Genomic DNA, 17,813 nt, shown 5'->3' on the forward strand with positions numbered 1-17,813 from the left:
GGTCGATTGTCTCACCGGACACGAATCGGCGCCCACCAGACCGTCCCCGCCCGGTGGCGGCGGTTGTACGCGCCCAGCCCCTCGCCGAGCAGCCCTGTCAGGTTGAGATCGTCGTAGAGTGTGCTGTGGGTGTAATCGAGGAACGTCGCAGGCATGACGAGCCCCTCGTCGTCCCGGAGGATGCTCGCGAGCACCGTGAAGATGTGACGGTGCCGTTCGTCGATGACGATGCCCGCGAGCACGGGCGGCGCCTGCTTACGTGCGGGGACGGCATGGAACGCCTGCGCTGCGCGGCTGGCGAACTCGTTGCAGAACATGCCCACGCCGCCGTCCTGCATCGCGGTGAAGCTGGTATCATCTCGGAAGCCCGCACGGAGGTCAACCGCGTCGAACGCGAGGTTGAACTGCACCGCCCCCGCGAGGTAGCGGGCGATATCGTAGTGGGTGTGTGCCCGGAAGCCGTCTACGAGGCCCTTCGCGACGGCCGCCGGGTCCGTCGGGGCCGCGTCAGCGACCGTCGCGACAGCGTCCGGGTCAGCAGGCCGGAATCCTCGTAGCAATTCAATCGCCGATCGGACAGGCGTCCCCGCGCGCACCCGCTCGAAGAAGGCCTCGTGGTCAGAAAAGACGTAGTCGACATCGCCACGCCGGAGGGCACGCACCGCGGGGAGCCCATCGGTTAACAGCCCGTCCAAGCCGTACTGGTCGTCTAGCTGGCGTGTTTCGGCTGGCGGCAGCTCAGAGTAGCGGCGGGCAGCGAGCACGTCGCCATCAGGGCCGTCAAGCAGTCGGAGTTGGTCGTCCCACAGGAGCACGCGGATGCCGTTCCAGTCAGTACGTCGCAGGCCACTGGTGGCCGTCTCTGTGACCTCGGCGCCGAGGTCCTGCTCGCGGAGGTTCGTCCCCAGCGCCTCGTAGCCGAGCAGGACGTTATCAACGGCGACACCTGCTCCCAGTGCCGTGACACCGCCGACCGCCTGCAGCAGGCGTCGGCGACTCAAGCGGGGCCCTCGATCGCCGTTGTCCATATGGCAATGGGGCGCCCGAAGCAGTTAATACGTATCGACAGTGCCTGCGCTGGCCAGCGAGGGATAAAATCCTGGCGAACTAGCCTACACGAGACCGGCGTGGCAACCGGCCTGTGTAGGAGGAGTCTTCACTATTGAGGAAGTGTCGATACTAATGCCGCTACAGGCCGAGCAAGGCCGTCACTCCCATCCAACAAGTGCAAACGAATCTGAAATGCTGGGATAACTCCGGCATATCCATACAATCGTTTTATTTTGTAGTATCTATATAATATTTGCACCAAAGAGAGCGGTACAGCGAATATAATCGTGGATTTTAATAGTATAATTAAATTCGATAAGCGGTGATCAGTTGGCCATGTTTCAGGCGTTCGTGACGTGTTCCTCGAGTAGTTCGATTTCGTGACCCTCGTTGTCGCGGGTGAACGCGTAGAGATTGTCACACTCGGCGGGCGGCCGGTCGGGCGCGGCTCCGCGAGTGGTGAGCGTGTCCCAGGCCTCGTCGAGATCGTCGACCTGGACGGCGAGGTGGCCCCAGGCGTCGCCCATCGTGTACGAGCGACCGTCATAATTGTAGGTGAGCTCGACGGTCATCGCCTCCGGCGGGGCATCGGCAGGTGCCATGAAGTAGTTCGCGAAGGTGTCGGCCTCCCAGCGGCCGGCGTGTTCGTACTCGAACTTACGGGTCCAGAAGCCGAGTGCCTCGTCGACGTCCTCGACACGGATCATCGTGTGGTCCAGCGAGTACAGCGGACCGTAATCCCGCTTGACAATCTCGATCTCGTGGCCATCGGGGTCCTTCACGAACGCGTAGCGGTTGCCGCAGGACTCCGGATCGCGATAGTCCTCAACACCGCCGGCCATCAGTTCGTCGTACCGCTCCTGTAGTTCGTCCTCGGGGACGCGCACGGCGATGTGCCCCCAGGCGTCGCCCAGTTCCTCGGGTTCCGAGTCATGGTTGGAGGTGAGCTCGAGCACCGCACCCGCCTCGTGGGCATCCTCCGGCCCGAGATACACGTTCGTGAACGTGTCGGCCTCCCAGCGACCCTTCTCCTCGTATCCAAGGTGGGTAGTGTACCAGTCGAGCGATGCCTCCAGGTCCGCGACGCGCATCATCACGTGGTCGAGCGGAGCGTACATCACCGGGACGAACGGGGGCGGGCCACGAAAGCCTACCTATGACAGCGTGACTGAGGTGCCAGACGCGACGGAGCGGCGGGCGGCTGGCTCACCCCAGAAAGGTCCGCGGCCCGCGGGCCCGGTCCATCTCACGGCTCTCGAATCGGCGCGAGAATCGCAGCCTGGAGCGCTGGCCCGTAGTACCACCACGCGAGCGCGCACGCGAGCAGCGCCCCGGCGGGCAGAGGCGTGTAGCGGAGTCGGTGGGCGAAGGCGAGCGTTACGCCCAGCCCCGCCAGGCCGGCGAACGCGAGCAGCCCGCCCGTCAGCCGGGGGTCTTCGCGGTCGGCAAGGCCGGCGGCGGCGCTCGCCAGCGCGGCCCCATGCAAGAGGATGCTCGCGGGCCACAGCTCCGGGTTCCGGGGCAACCCGCCCCCGGCGGCGAAGAACCGCCACACGGGCGTCACACGGACGGCCGGGGCGAGCGCGGGGTTGTAATCGACGACTGCGAGCGGAAACAGCGCGTTCACGACCGTCGGCCCACCGTAGTCGATGAGCAAGACCGTCCACGGGACCAGCCCCAGCAGTCCCACGGCCAGCAGGCGGCGGCGCGGCGTCGCGTGGGCCTGGCCTCGAACCTGTGTGGCCATCTACTTGCGGGTGATGATACGGAGCACGTCTTCGTCGGCCAGTTCGTGATCGCGGCCCACCTGCTGTTGGTCGTGGACGGCACTGTCGCCGGAGACGCGGGCGAACCGGAACCGGTCCTCGAAGGAGCCGCCGAGCTTCTGGAGCACGTCCCCGACGGTATTCTCCTCCTCAGAGACGACCAGCGGCTCCTCGTAGTCGACGCCGCGGCCCGGCTTGTCCATGTAGATGCGGATGAGCCCCAGCTTCTCGTAGATGGTCTCCTTGAGCGCCTCAAGTCCTTTTTCCTCCTCGGCAGAGATGAACACCGCCTCCTCGGGGTCGATATCATGCGCGCGCAGTTCCTCGTGGACCGTCTCGAGATACGACTCCTCGATGAGATCGGCCTTGTTGACGGCGACCGCAGACGGGAGATAGACCCGGTTGTCCATCAGCGCGTCCACCAGCCGGTCGATATCGAGGTTCTCGCGGATGGTGATATCGGCGTTGACGTAGCCGTACTCGCGGCACACCTGCGCGATGGTCTCCTCGTCGAGGTCGACGCCGTCGGCGGTCGTCACGCTCAGCCCGCCGGTGTGGCGTTTGGTGACGGAGATACTCGGCGGCTCGGCGTCCAGCCGCACCTTGTTCTCGTACAGTTCGTCGGCGAGCCGCTGGTACTGGTCAATCTCGAACACCGACAGGACGAACAGAACGAGATCCGCCGTCCGCACGACCGACAGCACCTCCCGCCCGCCGCCGCGGCCGCTGGCGGCTCCCTCGATGAGCCCCGGCACGTCGAGCAGCTGGATGTTCGCCCCCTTGTACTGGAGCATCCCCGGATTGACGTCGAGGGTGGTGAACTCGTAGGAGCCCACCTCGCTGTCGGCGTTGGTGAGGGCGTTAAGGAGCGTCGACTTCCCGACCGAGGGGAAGCCGACCAGCGCGACGGTAGCGTCGCCGGTCTTCTCGACGGCGTACCCTCCGCCACCGCCGGAGCCAGACTGCTGGCGCTCGAGCTTCTCCTTCTTCTCGGCCAGCTTCGCCTTCAGCCGCCCAATGTGTGCCTCAGTCGACTTGTTGTAGGGCGTCTCGGCGATCTCTTGTTCGAGCTCCTCGATCTCCTCTTCGAGCCCCATTCACAGGAGCGTCCGGCGCTGTCGCTCAAAAGGCTGTCCGTGTCGCCCGCTACGACCTGGGCGCCGGCCGAAAGCAAGCGCGACATAGCCCCAGTCGCCTGCCGGTCACCGGGAGGACACAGCCTGGCCGCCTGCCGAGAGGGATGCCGTTTTGTCTCGGCCACGCGTGAAGGTAGTATGGAGAAACGCCGTTTGGCCGCGAACCTTCTGTTGGGGGCGCTGCTGTTCGTCGCCGTCCTCCACACCGTACTTGCGGTGTTCGTCTTCGAGACTGGACTGGCAGACGTGGGGGCGCTGTTCGTCGGGGTCGCCGTCGTGGGGTTGTTCGTCGTTAATCTGTAGCCGGCGAGGCCGCAATTGGCAACGCTTAACCGCTCGCATCCGGTCGTCTGAGGTATGGCTGGAACCATCGAAGTGCTCGTGCCCGGCGGGGAGGCCAACCCCGGGCCGCCGCTGGGGCCCGAGCTCGGGCCGACGCCGGTGGACGTGCAGGCTGTTGTCGCAGAGATCAACGACCAGACCGCCGCCTTCGACGGGACGGAGGTCCCCGTCACCGTCTCATACGAGGACAGCGGCTCCTTCGATATTGAGGTCGGTGTGCCGCCGACGGCCGCACTCATCAAGGACGAACTTGGCTTCGAGACGGGCTCGGGCAAGCCCAACGAGGAGTTCGTCGCAGACATGAGTGTCGAGCAGTTGAAGACTGTCGCCCAACAGAAACTGCCGGACCTGCTGGCGTACGACACGAAGGGTGCGGCCAAGGAGGTCGCCGGAACCTGCGTCTCCCTGGGCGTCACCATCGAGGGCGAGGACGCCCGCTCGTTCAAGGAGCGCATCGACGCCGGCGAGTACGACGACGTGCTCGGCGAGGAAGCGGCGGCCTGAGCAGCGACGCACTCTTATCACAGACGACACACACTGCCCCGTTCCGTGACGTGCGGCGTGGTGGCTCGCGCGCTTCGACGGACTTAAGTGTGCCTTCGGCGTCGGTTCTGACGAGACAGGCGTAGCCTGTGTCACACCGTAGTAGCCCTACGGCTTCGACTACGGAGGTGAAAAATGGCAGATACGATAGAAGACGCAGTCGCGCGCGCACTCGACGAGGCACCCGAGCGGAATTTCCGCGAAACGGTCGACCTCGCCGTCAACCTGCGCGACATTGACCTTAACGACCCTAATAACCGCATCGACGAGTCGATCGTCCTTCCGCGGGGAACGGGACAGGAGACACGCATCGTCGTGTTCGCCGAAGGCGAGACCGCCCTTCGCGCCGAAGACGTCGCTGACGAGGTACTCGACGGGGAGGCCCTCGAGGAACTCGGTGACGACGACGACGCCGCGAAGGATCTGGCCGACGAAACGGATTTCTTCGTCGCCGAGGCGAGCATGATGCAGGATATCGGCCGCTATCTCGGGACCGTCCTCGGTCCCCGCGGGAAGATGCCGACGCCGCTCCAGCCGGACGATGATGTCGTCGAGACCATCGAACGGATGAAAAACACCGTCCAGGTGCGGAGCCGCGACCGGCGGACGTTCCACACCCGCGTGGGGGCCGAAGATATGGACGCCGAGGACATCGCCGACAACATCGACGTCATCATCCGTCGACTCACCGGCGACCTCGAGAAGGGCCCGCAGAATATCGACGGCGTCTACGTGAAGACCACGATGGGCCCCGCCGAGGAGGTGCCCGTATGAGCGCCGAAAGCGAGCGCCGCACCGAGACGATTCCGGAGTGGAAACGCGAGGAAGTCGACGATATCGTCGCACTCCTCGACTCCTACGAGTCGGTCGGCATCGTCGACATCACCGGTATCCCCTCGCGCCAGCTCCAGGACATGCGCCGGGAGCTGCACGGCTCCGCGGAGCTGCGCGTCTCGCGGAACACGCTGTTACGGCGTGCGCTCGAGGCGGCCGAAGGCGGCCTCGGCGGGCTGACCGAGCACGTCACCGGCCAGGTCGGCATCATCGCGACGAACGACAACCCGTTCGGGCTCTACAAACAGCTTGAGGCGTCGAAGACGCCCGCTCCGATCAGTGCCGGCGAAATCGCCCCCAACGACATCGTCATCCCGGAGGGTGACACGGGGGTCGATCCCGGACCGTTCGTGGGCGAACTCCAGCAGGTCGGCGCCGCCGCCCGCATCATGGACGGCTCCATCCACGTGACGGAGGAGTCGACCGTGCTTGAGGCGGGCGAAGAGGTCAGCGCCGACCTCGAGAACGTGCTCGGCGAGCTGGGCATCGAGCCCAAGGAGGTCGGGCTCGACCTGCGCGGGGTCGTCTCCGAGGGCGTCAGCTTCGCCCCGGAGGAACTCGACATCGATGTCGACGCTTACCGCGCAGACATCGAAACCGCCGCGGCGCGCGGGCGCAACCTCTCGGTCAACGCCGTCTACCCGACGGCTCGGACCGCAGGGACGCTCCTCCGGAAGGGCTCCGGCGAGGCGAAGAGCCTCGGCATCCACGCGGCTGTCGAGTCGCCGGACCTCGCGGACGACCTGGTGTCGAAGGCCGACGCGCAGGTTCGCGCGCTGGCAGCCGCCATCGACGACGAGGAGGCGCTCCCTGAGGAACTTCGCGACATCGAGCCGGCGGGCGACACAGCCGCCAGCGAGCCGGCCGCGGACGATGCGGACGACGCACAGGACGACGACCAAGCGGACGCCGAGACGGCCGACGACGCCACCGACTCCGACACTGACGACGACGAGGACGAGGGCGGCGACGGCGGCGACGCGCTCGGCGACATGTTCGGGTGACCACCAATGGAATACGTTTACGCAGCACTCATCCTGCACGAGACTGGCGAAGAGATCAACGAGGACAACCTGACCGGCGTGCTTGAGGCAGCCGGTGCCGACGTCGAGGAGTCGCGCGTGAAAGCGCTCGTCGCGGCCCTCGAGGACGTCGACATCGAGGAGGCCGTCGAGCAGGCCGCAGCCGTCCCGGCCGGCGGGGCTGGCGGCGCCGCTGCCGCCGAAGCCGAAGCCGACGAGACCGAGGCCGAGGAGGCCGAGGAAGAGGCCGACGAGGAAGAGGCCGAGGAGGCCGACGAGGGCGGCGACGACGAAGACGAGGGCGACGGCGGCGAAGGGCTCGGCGAGCTCTTCGGGTAAGCCGGCGACCGACTTCTCCGTTTTATTGGTGCGCGAGCCGCTAGTGTAGTCGTGGCGACCGCGAGCATTTACGCCCGGGTGTCCTACCCACGACTATGTTGCTCATCCGCGGCCACGCCGGCGGGACGGCCCTCACCGGGACGCTCTACGAGCGGGGCGAAGAGCCACCCTCGTTCCGGGGCGCCCCAGACGAGGGGGCGCCGTACGTCTGGGTCTGTGACGCCTTCTACGAGGTGGAATCAGGCGGGCAGGTGCAGACGCTCGACGGCCGGGAGATTCGGGTCGCCTTCGAGTCGCCGACGGCCCGCGGCTTCGAAACCCGCGAGCGGGCCATCGAATCGGCGAAAGAGCATCTCCGCACGCAGTTTGCCCGCGTGGGCGTTCCGGAATCGGAGGTAGAGATCGAGCTGCTCCGCGAGGAGCCCGAACCGGAGACGAGCCTCGAAGGCTCCGTCTAGTCGACGAACGCGCCCCAGCGGTCCTCGTCGTAGCCGGCGTCGACCTCCGAGTCGAAGGCGGTCTCGAGGGCCGCTCGGAGCGCGGCTGACTCCTCCTGGCCGATACGTGCCAGCGAGTCAGCCTTGCCGACCGCCTCGGGCGGCCCCTGCTCGGCGGCGATTCCCTTCAGCAGCTGGCGGGTGAGCGCCTCCCGCGTATCGGGGTCGGCGGTGAAGTGCCGCGGCGCTTCGAGCCGGTAAATCGTGTCCGTTCGGGGGTCGTACACCATTGCGAACGTCACCTCGTAGGCCTCGTGATCGAGCGCCCGGTCGATGCCCGCGAGCGTGTCCGGCGACGCGAGCGCGCCATCCGTGGCGCCCCGCGACACGAACCAGTTCGTGTAGGTGAGTTCGTCCGTCTCACGCACCCACCGGCCGTCCTCGAGGTGACCGCGCTCGAGCAGTTGCGAGAAGAAGGCCGCGTCGTTGAGCCACGGTGAGTTGCCCTGTTCGTCGCGAATCGTCCGGGTGACGAGTCGGCTGGCGGGGTTCTTCACGAAACCGACCAGCGGCACGTCCCGCTCGATGAAGTCCTCAACGAGATTGACATACGACTGGATGACCTGCTTGGGCGTCTCCTCCTCGGCGAGTAGCTTCGCGAGCTCGGGGTCGCGCCGCTCCCACGTGAGCAGGCCCTTCGGGTAGATCGGCCCGTCGAGGATGAGTAGATCCTCAACGACGCCGGCGTTCTCGGTCGCGTGAGTCACCTCTGCGAGATAGAGAGCGAGTTCGTGAACGACGGCAGTCATCGAGCGGTCCGTCGCCGGGACGTGGAGGAGCCGCTGGCGGACGTATCCTCCGTCGTCCAGCGTCCATTCGCCGTCCAGCCCGACAGTCACGTCGTTGGAGTGAACGGCGACGACGTTCGTCCGTCCACGGTGGAGCTCAAGGTCCGAGGGGACACGACTCATCGCCGCCTGCGCCACATCGACCACCAGCCCGTTCTTGAACGTCGTCGGATTGATAGTGCCCGAGTCGAGCCCATGGCGGGTCTCGAACCGGTCGGGCTCGAGTGCGATCGCCTCGGTGTCGACCCGGTAGCGCGCCTGCTCGGCGAGCGGCTCGAGCACGCGCCGGCCGTCGTCGACCAGCGGGTCGAGCCACTCTGCCCAGACAGTTTCGGCAAACTCGCGGTGGGCTCGCTCGTCGACGGTCCGAGAGACCCCCTCTGCGAGCCGTGAGATGGCCTTGAAATGGACCGGGTCGAGCGTCACGACTCTCGGTTAGCGCCGACCAATAAAAGCCGCTCGGGACCGCGCCGAAAGTGAAACGGCTTCCAACGGCTACTTACGCGGGCGCAGCCACCTCCCGCCAATGAGAGCCGCCCTGGTCATCCTCGACGGATGGGGCATCGGCGACGGGTCGACCCGGGACGCTGTCGCCGCCGCCGAGACCCCGAATTTCGACCGGCTCCGCGCAGCCGGCGCCGCCGGGACGCTTGCAACCCACGGCCGCCGGGTCGGCCTCCCCGAGGGACAGATGGGCAACAGCGAGGTGGGCCATCTCAATATCGGCGCGGGGCGGGTCGTCCTGCAGGATTCCACGCGCGTGAGCGAGGCCGCCGCCGCCGACCAACTCCGCGACCGGGAGGCCATCGCGGATGCCTTCGAGTATGCCCGTGCGAACGACGGCCGGCTCCATCTCCTCGGGCTCGTCTCCGATGGTGGTGTTCACGCCTACCAGCACCACATCCACGCGCTGGTCCGGGCGGCGGCCGACGCGGGGCTCACGCCGGTCGTCCATGCGTTCACCGACGGCCGCGACACGCCGCCGCGGTCGGGGGCCAACTATCTGCGTGACCTCGAGGCGGTCGTCGACGAGCACGGCGGCCACGTGGCGACGGTCACCGGTCGTTACTATGCGATGGACCGCGACGAGAACTGGGCCCGGACGAAGCGGGCCTTCGACGCAATCGTGAACCGGCGGGCTGACCACGAGGCGGCCGACCCTGTGGCCGCCGTCGAGGCCAGCTACGAGCGGGGCGAGACCGACGAGTTCGTCGAGCCGACGCTCGTCGACGGCGGCCTGCCGCTCACCGCCGCGGACGCGGCCGTCTTCTGTAACTTCCGGGCCGACCGGGCCAGACAGCTTACCCGGATGCTCGCCGGCATCCGACCAGCGGACTGGGCGGCCGCTGGCGTCACCGTCGACCCACCAGGCGCGCGTCTCGTCACGATGACCGAGTACGACGAGACGTTCGACCTCCCGGTGGCGTTCCCACCGACACAGCCGGCAGACGTGCTCGGGGAGACACTCGCTGCGGCCGGGCTCACCCAGCTTCGGGTGGCCGAGTCCGAGAAATCACCACACGTCACCTACTTCCTCAATGGCGGCCGGGAGCGAGCGTTCACGGGCGAACAGCGGGTCATCGTCGACTCGCCGGCCGTAGCGACGTACGATGAGCAGCCAGAGATGAGCGCTGGCGAGGTGACCGACACGGCTATCGACCGTATCGAACAGGAGGACCCGGACGTGCTCGTGTGCAACTACGCGAACCCGGACATGGTCGGCCACACGGGTGACTTCGAGGCGGCCGTAGCGGCCGTCGAGGCGGTCGACGCCGGCCTAGGTCGGCTAGCCGAGACGGTCCAGGCGGCAGGCGGTCACCTGCTCGTCACCGCCGACCACGGCAACGCCGACGAGATGGGGTCGCCCGAGGACCCCCATACTGCCCACACGACGAATCCGGTGCCGTTCGTCTACGTCGCGCCTGACGGAACCGCCGGCGGCTACCGGGTTCGAGAGGGAGGTGCACTGTGTGATATCGCGCCGACGCTCTTGCGGTTGGTCGGCGTCGACCCGCCGGCCGCGATGACCGGCGAGTCGTTACTCATTGACAGTCCGTCTGCCTGAACTGGGAAAGACAGTCGAACGAGCGGCCACACCGCTCGCAGTCCCACTCCATCGTTACACGGTGGTTGCCCACCTCGCGGGGCCAGTCGCTCGCGTTCATACCCGTGTATTCGACCACGCCAGCAAGGTAGTTTCGCCGCTCAGCCCGTCTGGAAGGAGACATCCAGCTGGTCGGCCGAGTGGGTGAGCGTCCCCATCGAGACGACATCGACACCGGTGGCTGCGTAGTCGGCCACATCCTCCAGGCCGATGCCGCCGGAGGCTTCCGCGAGCGCGGCGCCGTCCAGTAGGTCGACCGCACGGGCTGTCTCCGCGGGCGACATGTTGTCGAGCAGGACTGCGTCGGCGCCGGCAGCTGCTGCTCGCGGGGCGTCGGCCGGTCGCTCTACCTCACACTCTATTTTCGTCGCGAACGACGCCCGCTCGCGGAACCGTTCGACGGCCTGCTCAAGACCGAGATTGGCGATATGGTTCTCCTTCACCATGACCATGTGTGAGAGGTCGAGCCGGTGGGTGTCGCCGCCGCCGGCCGCGACAGCCCGCTTCTCGACACCACGGAGTCCGGGCGTCGTCTTCCGGGTGGCCGCGACGCGGACCTCGTCGCTGGCCTCCCGGGCTCGCTCGACGGCTGCGCGGGTCCGCGTCGCTATGCCAGCCGCATGGCCGACAATATTGGCGGCGACCCGCTCACCGCGGAGCACGTCCCGCGTTGGCCCCTCGACGGCAAGCAGGGTGTCATCGGCCGCGACTCGCTCACCGGCCGTGACGGAGGCGGTGACGGGGACGTCGAGATACTCGAAGACGGCGCGTGCGGCCGAGATGCCAGCGGCGACGCCCGACTCTCGGGCGAGCAGCCGACCGGTCGTCTCGCCAGGGATGTCGTTCGTCACGTCGTGGTGACCGAGGTCCTCGCGGAGCCACCGTTCGACCTGCGAGCGCTCAATCGGCACTGGCCTCGGGGGCGGTGACGTGGTGGCAGCCGCGCGATTCGTCGTTGGCGGCAGCAGCGCGCACGACCAGCAGTGCCGTCACCGTCGCATTACGGAGCTCGTACAGGTCACGGGCGGTCCGCGTGCGCACGTACGCGTCCACCTCGCCCTTCAGCCGGCGGATGCTCGCGGCAGCCCGTTCCAGGTCCGACGGCGCTCGCTCAACGCCGACATACTGGTCCATGGTCCGCCGGAGCCGGCGAAGCTTCTCTTCGGCGAACCCCGCCGGGAGGTCGGGATCACTGTCGCGGAGCGTCGGCGGTTCGACCGGCTCTGGATCGTAGCCGGCGGCGGCGCGGCCAGCGCGGCGACCGAACACCAGCCCCTCCAGCAGCGAGGTAGAGGCGAGCCGGTTGGCGCCATGGACGCCCGTGCAGGCACACTCGCCGGCGGCAAACAGCCGGTCGAGGCTCGCCGAGCCATCGCGGGCCACGTCGATACCGCCACAGAGGAAGTGCTCAGCGGGGGCGACGGGAATCCCTGCGTCGATGTCGACACCGTGCTCGCGACAGCGCTCGGCGAGGCCGGGGAACGACTCGGTGAACGGGAGTGGCGAGACATCAAGCCGGACCTCGCCAGTCCGGTCGCGCTCGGCTCGGACAGCCCGCGCGACCACGTCCCGCGGTGCCAGCTCCGCGTCGGCGTGGTAGTCGGGCATGAACCGTTCACCGTCGCCGTTCACGAGCAGCGCTCCCTCGCCCCGAAGTGCCTCGCTGAGCAGGAACGTGCCCTCGTCACCGGCGTAGGCGGTCGGGTGGAACTGGACGTACTCCATGTCGGCGACATCGGCGCCAGCGAGCGCCGCCATCGCGATCCCGTCACCGGTGGCGCTGTCGGGGTTGGTCGAGCGGCCGTAAGCGGCACCGATACCGCCGGTCGCCAGCACAGTCGCGCCGGCGAACCACGGGGTGACCGTGCCGTCGCGCTCAAGCAACGCACCGTGGACGCGTCCCTCGTGTGTCAGCAGGTCGAGCGCGGCGGTATCCGCGCGGACATCGACAGCCGTCTCCGTGCGTAGATAGTCGATGAACCGCGGCAGGATGGCCGCGCCCGTCTTCGCGTCGACGTGGAGGATACGCGGGACGGCGTGTGCGGCCTCGCGGCCGTGGTCGAACTCACCGTCGCCGTCCGTGTCGAACGGGACGGCCAGCGTGTCGACGAGGATGTCCCGAACAGCGTCGTCCGCTTCGGCGACGAGCGTGTCGACGGCCGCCGGGTCACAGGCACCGTCGCCGGCCGCGAGGATATCTGCGCGGAACCCCTCGGGGTCGCCCCGCGAGACGGCGATGCCGCCCTGGGCCCAGTAGGTGTTCGTCTCCTCCGGTTCGCTCGCCTTCGTGGCGAGCGTGACATCCGCGCCGGCACGGGCGGCCGCCAGTGCTGCCGCACAGCCGGCGATGCCCGACCCGACGACGAGCGTCTCTGTCTGTCGTGTCGCAGTCATATCTCCAGCATCCGGTCGAGAGCTGTCTCTGCCAACTCGCGTTCGCGAGGGGCGACCTCGATACGATTACGCTCGCGCCCCTCGACCAGTTCCTCCAGAATCCACGTCAGGTAGTTGGGGTCGATCTGTCGCATCGCGTTACAGTCCATGCAGGCGTCGCCACACAGCGGTACCACCTCCACATCTTCGTGCCAGCGGTTGAGGTGGCGCGCCAGGTGGATTTCCGTGCCGATAGCCCACGTCTCTCCGGGGTCGGCGTTTGCAACGGTGTCGCGAATGGTCGAGGTCGAACCGACGACATCGGCGGCCTCGACCACCTCGCGGCGACACTCCGGGTGGACGACGACGTTCGCCTCCGGCCGCCGCTCGCGGAGGTCGTGCACGTGGTCGGCAGTGAACCGCTCGTGGACCTGGCAGTACCCGTCCCAGAGGACGACATCGGCGTCGGCAGCCGCGGCGGCGTCGGTCCCGTCGGCGTCCCACGGGTCCCACTCGATGACAGACTCTTCGAGGCCGAGCCGGTGGGCTGTGTTGTAGCCGAGGTGCTTGTCCGGCAGGAACAGCACCGTATCACCCCGCTCGAAAGCCCACTCGAAGGCGTCGTGGGCGTTCGAGGAGGTGCAGACCAGTCCGCCCTGCTCGGCACAGAATGCCTTCAGATCGGCGTAGCTGTTCATGTACGTCACCGGGACGATGTCGGCGTCGGGGGCTGCCTCGGTGAGTTCGGCCCACGCTGCGTCCACCTGCAGCGCCTCGGCCATCCCCGCCATCGGACAGGACGCCTCCATCGACGGAAGCAGCACCGACTGATCGTCGTCGGTGATGATGTCGGCCGACTCGGCCATGAACGTCACCCCACAGAAGATGACGTGATCGGCATCGGAGTCGGCCGCGCGCTTCGACAGTTCGTAGGAGTCACCGACGAAGTCGGCGTGTTCCACGATTTCGCGCCGCTGATAATTGTGGCCCAGTACCACCACATCGTCGCCGAGGGTGTCAAGCGCGGCCGTGATGCGGGCCGTCCGCTCGGGCTCGGCAAGATCGCGGTACTCGGGCGGAAGCTGTTCGAGATTGTCGTACTTGAAGAGGCTCAGGTCGGTATCGAGCCCCACTGTCTCCATTCGTGCCACAGTATGGTACCCCGCAGTACCACAGCCTAACAGCGCCACCTCTGAAAAGATTTCTTCTACAAAATGAGCCACAGGTAAGCGTTGCCGCTTCAGAGTGGCCGTCAGCGCCGGTAAACTACCTCACCCCCGACGATGGTGGTAGTGACGTCGATATCGGCGACGCTCTTGGGGCGGTCCCACGGCGAGTCGGCCAGCACGACGAGGTCCGCCCGCTTGCCAGGTTCGATGGTCCCCGCGAGGTCTTCCTCGCCAGCGGCGTAGGCGCCGCCGGCCGTGTAGGCCCGGAGTGCCTCGGTCACGGTGAGCCGCTGGCTGGCCTCGGGCGCGGTGACGGCCTGTTCGACGCCGAACAGCGGATCCAGCGGCATGCAATCAGAGCCGAAGGCGAGCGGGACGCCCGCGTCGAGCAGCTCGCTGAACGGCATCACCTCGCGGCGACGCTCACCCAGCCGCGACTCGTAGAGGCCACCCTCACGGGCCCACTTCAGGAAGTTGGGCTGGACGGACGCGACGGCGCCCGTCTCGGCGAACCGTTCGACAAGGTCGCCGGTGAGCAGTTCCGCGTGTTCGACCCGGTGGCGGAGTCGCTCGGCGTCGTGGTTCGCGAAGATGTCGAGCGTCTCCGCAACCGCCGCATCGCCGATGGCGTGGGCAGTGAACTGGAGGTCCGCCGCACTCGCCTGCGCCACGAGCTCGGCAACCTCGTCCGGGTCGACGACCCACTGGCCCGTCTCGTCGGCGTCGGCGTACGGCGCCCGCAGCTTGGCGGTGCGGCCGCCGAAGGAGCCGTCGGTGAACGACTTCACCGCTCCCGTCTGGACGCGGTCGCCGCCAGCGCCCGACCGAAGCCCCGTCTCCTCGACAGCATCGAGGTGGTCGCTCCAGTAATTGATGCGAATACGTAGCGTCAATTCACCAGCCGCAGCGAGATCTCGGTAGACCCGCGGCTTGTGGCTCTGACGGCACATATCGTGGACACCGGTGACCCCCAACGCGTTCGCGTGCTCCTGTGCGGCCCGGACGAGTTGCTCCGTCCCCTCCCGGTCGGAATCGACGGCCGCAAATAGCGGGTCGACGGCCGTCTCGACCACGACGCCCGTCGGCTCGCCGTCGTCGGTGCGGATGTCCGCGTCGGGCATCGCATCGCGATGTTGGTCGAGGGCAGCCGTGTTCACCGACGCAGTGTGCATATCCTCCCGGAAGGCGACCACGGGTCGGTCGGTTGCAACATCGTCGAGGTCATCGCGGGTGAGATAGCGAGCCTCGCTCCACGTCGATTCGTCGTAGCCGAAGCCGAGCACCGGGCCGTCCGTCTCGGCGGCCCGTTCACGGAGCCGGTCGACGGCCGCCGCCGGCGAGTCAACATCCCGGAGGTCTGCGTGGACGAGGTGCCGGCCGACCATTTCGAGGTGGGTATGTGCGTCGATGAACCCCGGGAGGACGACACCGCCACCGGCGTCGATGACGTTCGTTTCGGCACCCTTGAGGAACCCCACTTCGAAGGCATCGCCAACGCGGACGATACGGCCGTCACGGACGGCGACAGCCTCGTGGGTCCGGTCGGGGTCGGTCAGTGCGTGTACCTCCGCATTCGTGACAAGGAGGTCCGCAGGTTGGGTCATACCCGTGCGGTGGCTCCCCCAGCCGGTAAGCGTTCGGGGCCGAACCGAAACGGTATGCCGCGGGGGGCCGACCCGCCGGTATGAGCGATACGGACGAAGTCGACGTGCTTCTCGAGCGCGTCCGCGAGGGCGAGGTGCGCCTGCACAAACTCGACGAGCACACCGACGCGGCGACGGCGGCCACGGTTCGCCGGCGCCTGCTCGCAGCGGAGACGGGCGCCGACCTCGAGACCGTCGCGGCGTACGGGTTCGATCCCGAGCAGGCCGCCGATGCTAACATCGAGAACATGCTCGGGGGCGCGCAGGTGCCGATGGGCGTCGTCGGGCCAATCGAACTGGATACAGGTGGGGCGGCGCCGCCGGAGACGTACCTCCCGCTGGCGACCACGGAAGGGGCGCTGGTCGCCTCGGTCAACCGCGGCTGTGCGGCCATCCGGGCGGGCGGCGGCGCGACCGCCCGCGTGCTGAAGAACGCGATGACGCGCGCGCCGGTCTTCCGGGTCGCAGACGTGGGGGAAGCTGCCGAAATGGCCGCGTGGGTTCGTGAGCATGTCGACGAGTTGGCGGCAGCCGCAGAGGCGACGACAAGCCACGGCACACTCCAGGAAGCGACGCCATACGTCGTCGGCGACAGCGTCTTCGTCCGGTTCGCCTACGACACCAAAGACGCGATGGGGATGAACATGGCCACCATCGCCACACAGGAGGCTGCCGAACTGCTGGAGGCGGAGACGCCCGCCGAGCTTGTCGCGCTGTCGGGCAACCTCTGTACAGACAAAAAGCCCGCGGCAGTCAACGCCGTCGAGGGCCGCGGCCGCACCGTCAGCGCCGATGTCACGCTCTCCCGCGAGACGGTCGCAGACGTACTGAAGACCACACCGGAGGCTATCGCGGAGGCGAACACGCGCAAGAACCTCGTCGGCAGCGCCAAGGCGGGCTCGCTCGGCTTCAACGCCCATGCCGCTAACACCGTCGCGGCGGCGTTCCTCGCGACAGGCCAAGACATTGCACAGGTCGTCGAGGGTGCCAACGCCATCACCACCGTCGACGTGCGCGACGACGGTGCGACGCTGTACGCCTCGCTCACGATCGCGTCACTGGAGGTCGGAACGGTCGGCGGCGGAACGAAGCTCCCGACACAGGCCGAAGCACTCGACGTCGTCGGCGTCCGCGGCGGTGGCGATCCGCCGGGGGCAAACGCCGACGCGCTCGCTGAGGTCATCACGACGGCCGCGCTGGGAGGAGAACTGTCGCTGCTGGGCGCGCTCGCTTCCTCGAACCTTGCGAGCGCACACGAGGAGCTCGGACGGTAGCTACAGCTTCCGGGTCTCCGAGACGAGAAACAACAGCCCGCCAAGCAGGAGCGCCAGCGCCACCCACAGCAGCGTGAGACTGCCGAACCCAGCCGCAAAGAAGAGCCCGCCAAAGCCGACAGCGCCGATACCGTGGGCGAGCCCGCGGAGCCGGTGCCCGCGCGCGAGGTAGATAGGAGTCCCGACGGCAAAGCCCAGCGAGAGCACGCCCGCCGAGAGCACGAATGTCGGCACCTGACGGCCGAGCAGGGTGACGGCCCGGACGCTCGGCTGGATGAACAGGAGGACACCCGCCAGCCCGACGAGCAGGCCGACGCCAATCGAGGCAGGATCGAGGTCGGCCAGCGACGGCCAGCCAGCTGGCCCGTCAGCCGTCGGGTCGTCCCACGCGGGGTCCGGCTCCCAGCCGTCGTCACTCATAGCGAGCGATACCCCTCGTCGGTTGCGGTCACAGCCCCAGCTTGCTCGAGCTTTCGGAGCGCTCGCTCCACGTACGCACGGTCGACGCCGTGCTCGGCAGCGAAGTCGGCGATTTCCGCCTCGGTCGGCGTGTCCAGGTGAGCCACAGCCCGCTCGACGGCCTCCCGCTTCGACAGCGACTCGCGGCCTGTGGTCGCGCGCTCGCCTGCAGCGGCAGCCTCTTCCGGATCGATACCCGCATCCGCGAGCAACTCCGTCGCGTCGACACCCCCCTCCATGGCGCGCTCGCCCATCGTCGCAAAGTCGGCGAGATCGGTATCGTCGTCCGCCCGGCGCTGCTGCATGACCGACCGGACGTTGCGTGCGGCGTCGGCGGTCTCTGTCTCCGCGAACGCCCGGAGTTTCTCGAATCGATGACGCCGTTCACACCGGGGACAGGCGGTCGTCTCCGGGCGGCCCTCGACGACCCACAGCGCCTCACAGTCCGTACAGCCGACGACCGCGAACATACCT

General features: G+C 67.7%; 20 protein-coding genes. 8 read left to right on the forward strand and 12 right to left on the reverse strand.

Annotated elements, in window-relative coordinates:
* Nucleotides 1–11: 11 nt before the first annotated feature.
* The 4 genes from ABEJ63_RS07510 to ABEJ63_RS07525 form a co-directional block, all read right to left on the reverse strand.
* Entirely contained in the window at nucleotides 12–1,028 is a 1,017-nt protein-coding gene (locus ABEJ63_RS07510) for a hypothetical protein (RefSeq protein ID WP_375795737.1), read from the reverse strand.
* 363 nt (nucleotides 1,029–1,391) lie between these two features.
* A complete protein-coding gene (locus ABEJ63_RS07515) occupies nucleotides 1,392–2,168 on the reverse strand; it encodes a VOC family protein (protein ID WP_375795738.1) in 777 nt (258 codons plus the stop codon).
* Nucleotides 2,169–2,296: 128 nt separating this feature from the next.
* Nucleotides 2,297–2,797, reverse strand: coding sequence for a TIGR04206 family protein (locus ABEJ63_RS07520; protein WP_375795739.1), 501 nt, complete (start codon nucleotides 2,795–2,797; stop codon nucleotides 2,297–2,299).
* Nucleotides 2,798–3,913 (reverse strand): OBG GTPase family GTP-binding protein, encoded by a 1,116-nt coding sequence (locus ABEJ63_RS07525; protein ID WP_375795740.1) that lies wholly within the window; start codon nucleotides 3,911–3,913, stop codon nucleotides 2,798–2,800.
* Nucleotides 3,914–4,090: 177 nt separating this feature from the next.
* Between ABEJ63_RS07525 and ABEJ63_RS07530 the strand changes: the two genes are divergently transcribed.
* The 6 genes from ABEJ63_RS07530 (at nucleotide 4,091) to ABEJ63_RS07555 (ending at nucleotide 7,490) form a co-directional block, all read left to right on the forward strand.
* A complete protein-coding gene (locus ABEJ63_RS07530) occupies nucleotides 4,091–4,255 on the forward strand; it encodes a hypothetical protein (protein ID WP_375795741.1) in 165 nt (54 codons plus the stop codon).
* Between the two features lie 54 nt (nucleotides 4,256–4,309).
* Nucleotides 4,310–4,798 (forward strand): 50S ribosomal protein L11, encoded by a 489-nt coding sequence (locus ABEJ63_RS07535; protein ID WP_375795742.1) that lies wholly within the window; start codon nucleotides 4,310–4,312, stop codon nucleotides 4,796–4,798.
* A 174-nt stretch (nucleotides 4,799–4,972) separates the two neighbouring features.
* On the forward strand, nucleotides 4,973–5,611 hold the full coding sequence (locus tag ABEJ63_RS07540) for a 50S ribosomal protein L1 (protein ID WP_375795743.1): 639 nt from the start codon (nucleotides 4,973–4,975) through the stop codon (nucleotides 5,609–5,611).
* Nucleotides 5,608–6,675 carry a 50S ribosomal protein L10 gene (locus ABEJ63_RS07545; RefSeq protein ID WP_375795744.1) on the forward strand — a complete coding sequence of 356 codons (1,068 nt, stop codon included), beginning with the start codon at nucleotides 5,608–5,610 and terminating at the stop codon, nucleotides 6,673–6,675. Before ABEJ63_RS07540 ends, ABEJ63_RS07545 begins: the two co-directional genes overlap by 4 nt.
* Nucleotides 6,676–6,681: 6 nt before the next feature.
* Complete coding sequence (gene rpl12p, locus ABEJ63_RS07550) at nucleotides 6,682–7,032, forward strand: 50S ribosomal protein P1 (RefSeq protein ID WP_375795745.1); 351 nt, start codon at nucleotides 6,682–6,684, stop codon at nucleotides 7,030–7,032.
* Between the two features lie 95 nt (nucleotides 7,033–7,127).
* Nucleotides 7,128–7,490 (forward strand): hypothetical protein, encoded by a 363-nt coding sequence (locus tag ABEJ63_RS07555; protein WP_375795746.1) that lies wholly within the window; start codon nucleotides 7,128–7,130, stop codon nucleotides 7,488–7,490.
* Here ABEJ63_RS07555 and ABEJ63_RS07560 read toward each other — a convergent pair.
* Nucleotides 7,487–8,743, reverse strand: a complete 1,257-nt coding sequence (locus tag ABEJ63_RS07560; protein ID WP_375795747.1) for a DNA double-strand break repair nuclease NurA — start codon at nucleotides 8,741–8,743, stop codon at nucleotides 7,487–7,489. The genes ABEJ63_RS07555 and ABEJ63_RS07560 overlap by 4 nt on opposite strands.
* Nucleotides 8,744–8,843: 100 nt before the next feature.
* Between ABEJ63_RS07560 and gpmI the strand changes: the two genes are divergently transcribed.
* Entirely contained in the window at nucleotides 8,844–10,382 is a 1,539-nt protein-coding gene (gpmI, locus tag ABEJ63_RS07565; RefSeq protein ID WP_375795748.1) for a 2,3-bisphosphoglycerate-independent phosphoglycerate mutase, read from the forward strand.
* Here gpmI and ABEJ63_RS07570 read toward each other — a convergent pair.
* The 5 genes from ABEJ63_RS07570 to ABEJ63_RS07590 form a co-directional block, all read right to left on the reverse strand.
* Nucleotides 10,360–10,482 (reverse strand): hypothetical protein, encoded by a 123-nt coding sequence (locus ABEJ63_RS07570; RefSeq protein ID WP_375795749.1) that lies wholly within the window; start codon nucleotides 10,480–10,482, stop codon nucleotides 10,360–10,362. The two genes, gpmI and ABEJ63_RS07570, sit on opposite strands and share 23 nt — an antisense overlap.
* Before the next feature lie 40 nt (nucleotides 10,483–10,522).
* On the reverse strand, nucleotides 10,523–11,332 hold the full coding sequence (gene nadC, locus ABEJ63_RS07575; protein ID WP_375795750.1) for a carboxylating nicotinate-nucleotide diphosphorylase: 810 nt from the start codon (nucleotides 11,330–11,332) through the stop codon (nucleotides 10,523–10,525).
* The gene (locus ABEJ63_RS07580) at nucleotides 11,322–12,815 is read right to left on the reverse strand and encodes an L-aspartate oxidase (RefSeq protein ID WP_375795751.1); all 1,494 of its coding nucleotides are present in this window, start codon (nucleotides 12,813–12,815) and stop codon (nucleotides 11,322–11,324) included. Before ABEJ63_RS07580 ends, nadC begins: the two co-directional genes overlap by 11 nt.
* A complete protein-coding gene (gene nadA, locus ABEJ63_RS07585) occupies nucleotides 12,812–13,936 on the reverse strand; it encodes a quinolinate synthase NadA (RefSeq protein WP_375795796.1) in 1,125 nt (374 codons plus the stop codon). Before nadA ends, ABEJ63_RS07580 begins: the two co-directional genes overlap by 4 nt.
* Before the next feature lie 110 nt (nucleotides 13,937–14,046).
* Nucleotides 14,047–15,567, reverse strand: a complete 1,521-nt coding sequence (locus ABEJ63_RS07590) for an amidohydrolase (RefSeq protein WP_375795752.1) — start codon at nucleotides 15,565–15,567, stop codon at nucleotides 14,047–14,049.
* 80 nt (nucleotides 15,568–15,647) lie between these two features.
* Between ABEJ63_RS07590 and hmgA the strand changes: the two genes are divergently transcribed.
* Entirely contained in the window at nucleotides 15,648–16,880 is a 1,233-nt protein-coding gene (gene hmgA / locus ABEJ63_RS07595; protein ID WP_375795753.1) for a hydroxymethylglutaryl-CoA reductase (NADPH), read from the forward strand.
* On the opposite strand, the gene ABEJ63_RS07600 is transcribed toward hmgA, so the two are convergent.
* The gene (locus tag ABEJ63_RS07600; protein WP_375795754.1) at nucleotides 16,881–17,300 is read right to left on the reverse strand and encodes a hypothetical protein; all 420 of its coding nucleotides are present in this window, start codon (nucleotides 17,298–17,300) and stop codon (nucleotides 16,881–16,883) included.
* A complete protein-coding gene (locus tag ABEJ63_RS07605; RefSeq protein WP_375795755.1) occupies nucleotides 17,297–17,809 on the reverse strand; it encodes a DUF5817 domain-containing protein in 513 nt (170 codons plus the stop codon). Before ABEJ63_RS07605 ends, ABEJ63_RS07600 begins: the two co-directional genes overlap by 4 nt.
* Nucleotides 17,810–17,813: the final 4 nt, after the last annotated feature.

The sequence above is a fragment of the Halosegnis sp. genome (assembly GCF_042216475.1).
In the GTDB taxonomy this organism is placed as follows: domain Archaea; phylum Halobacteriota; class Halobacteria; order Halobacteriales; family Haloarculaceae; genus Halosegnis.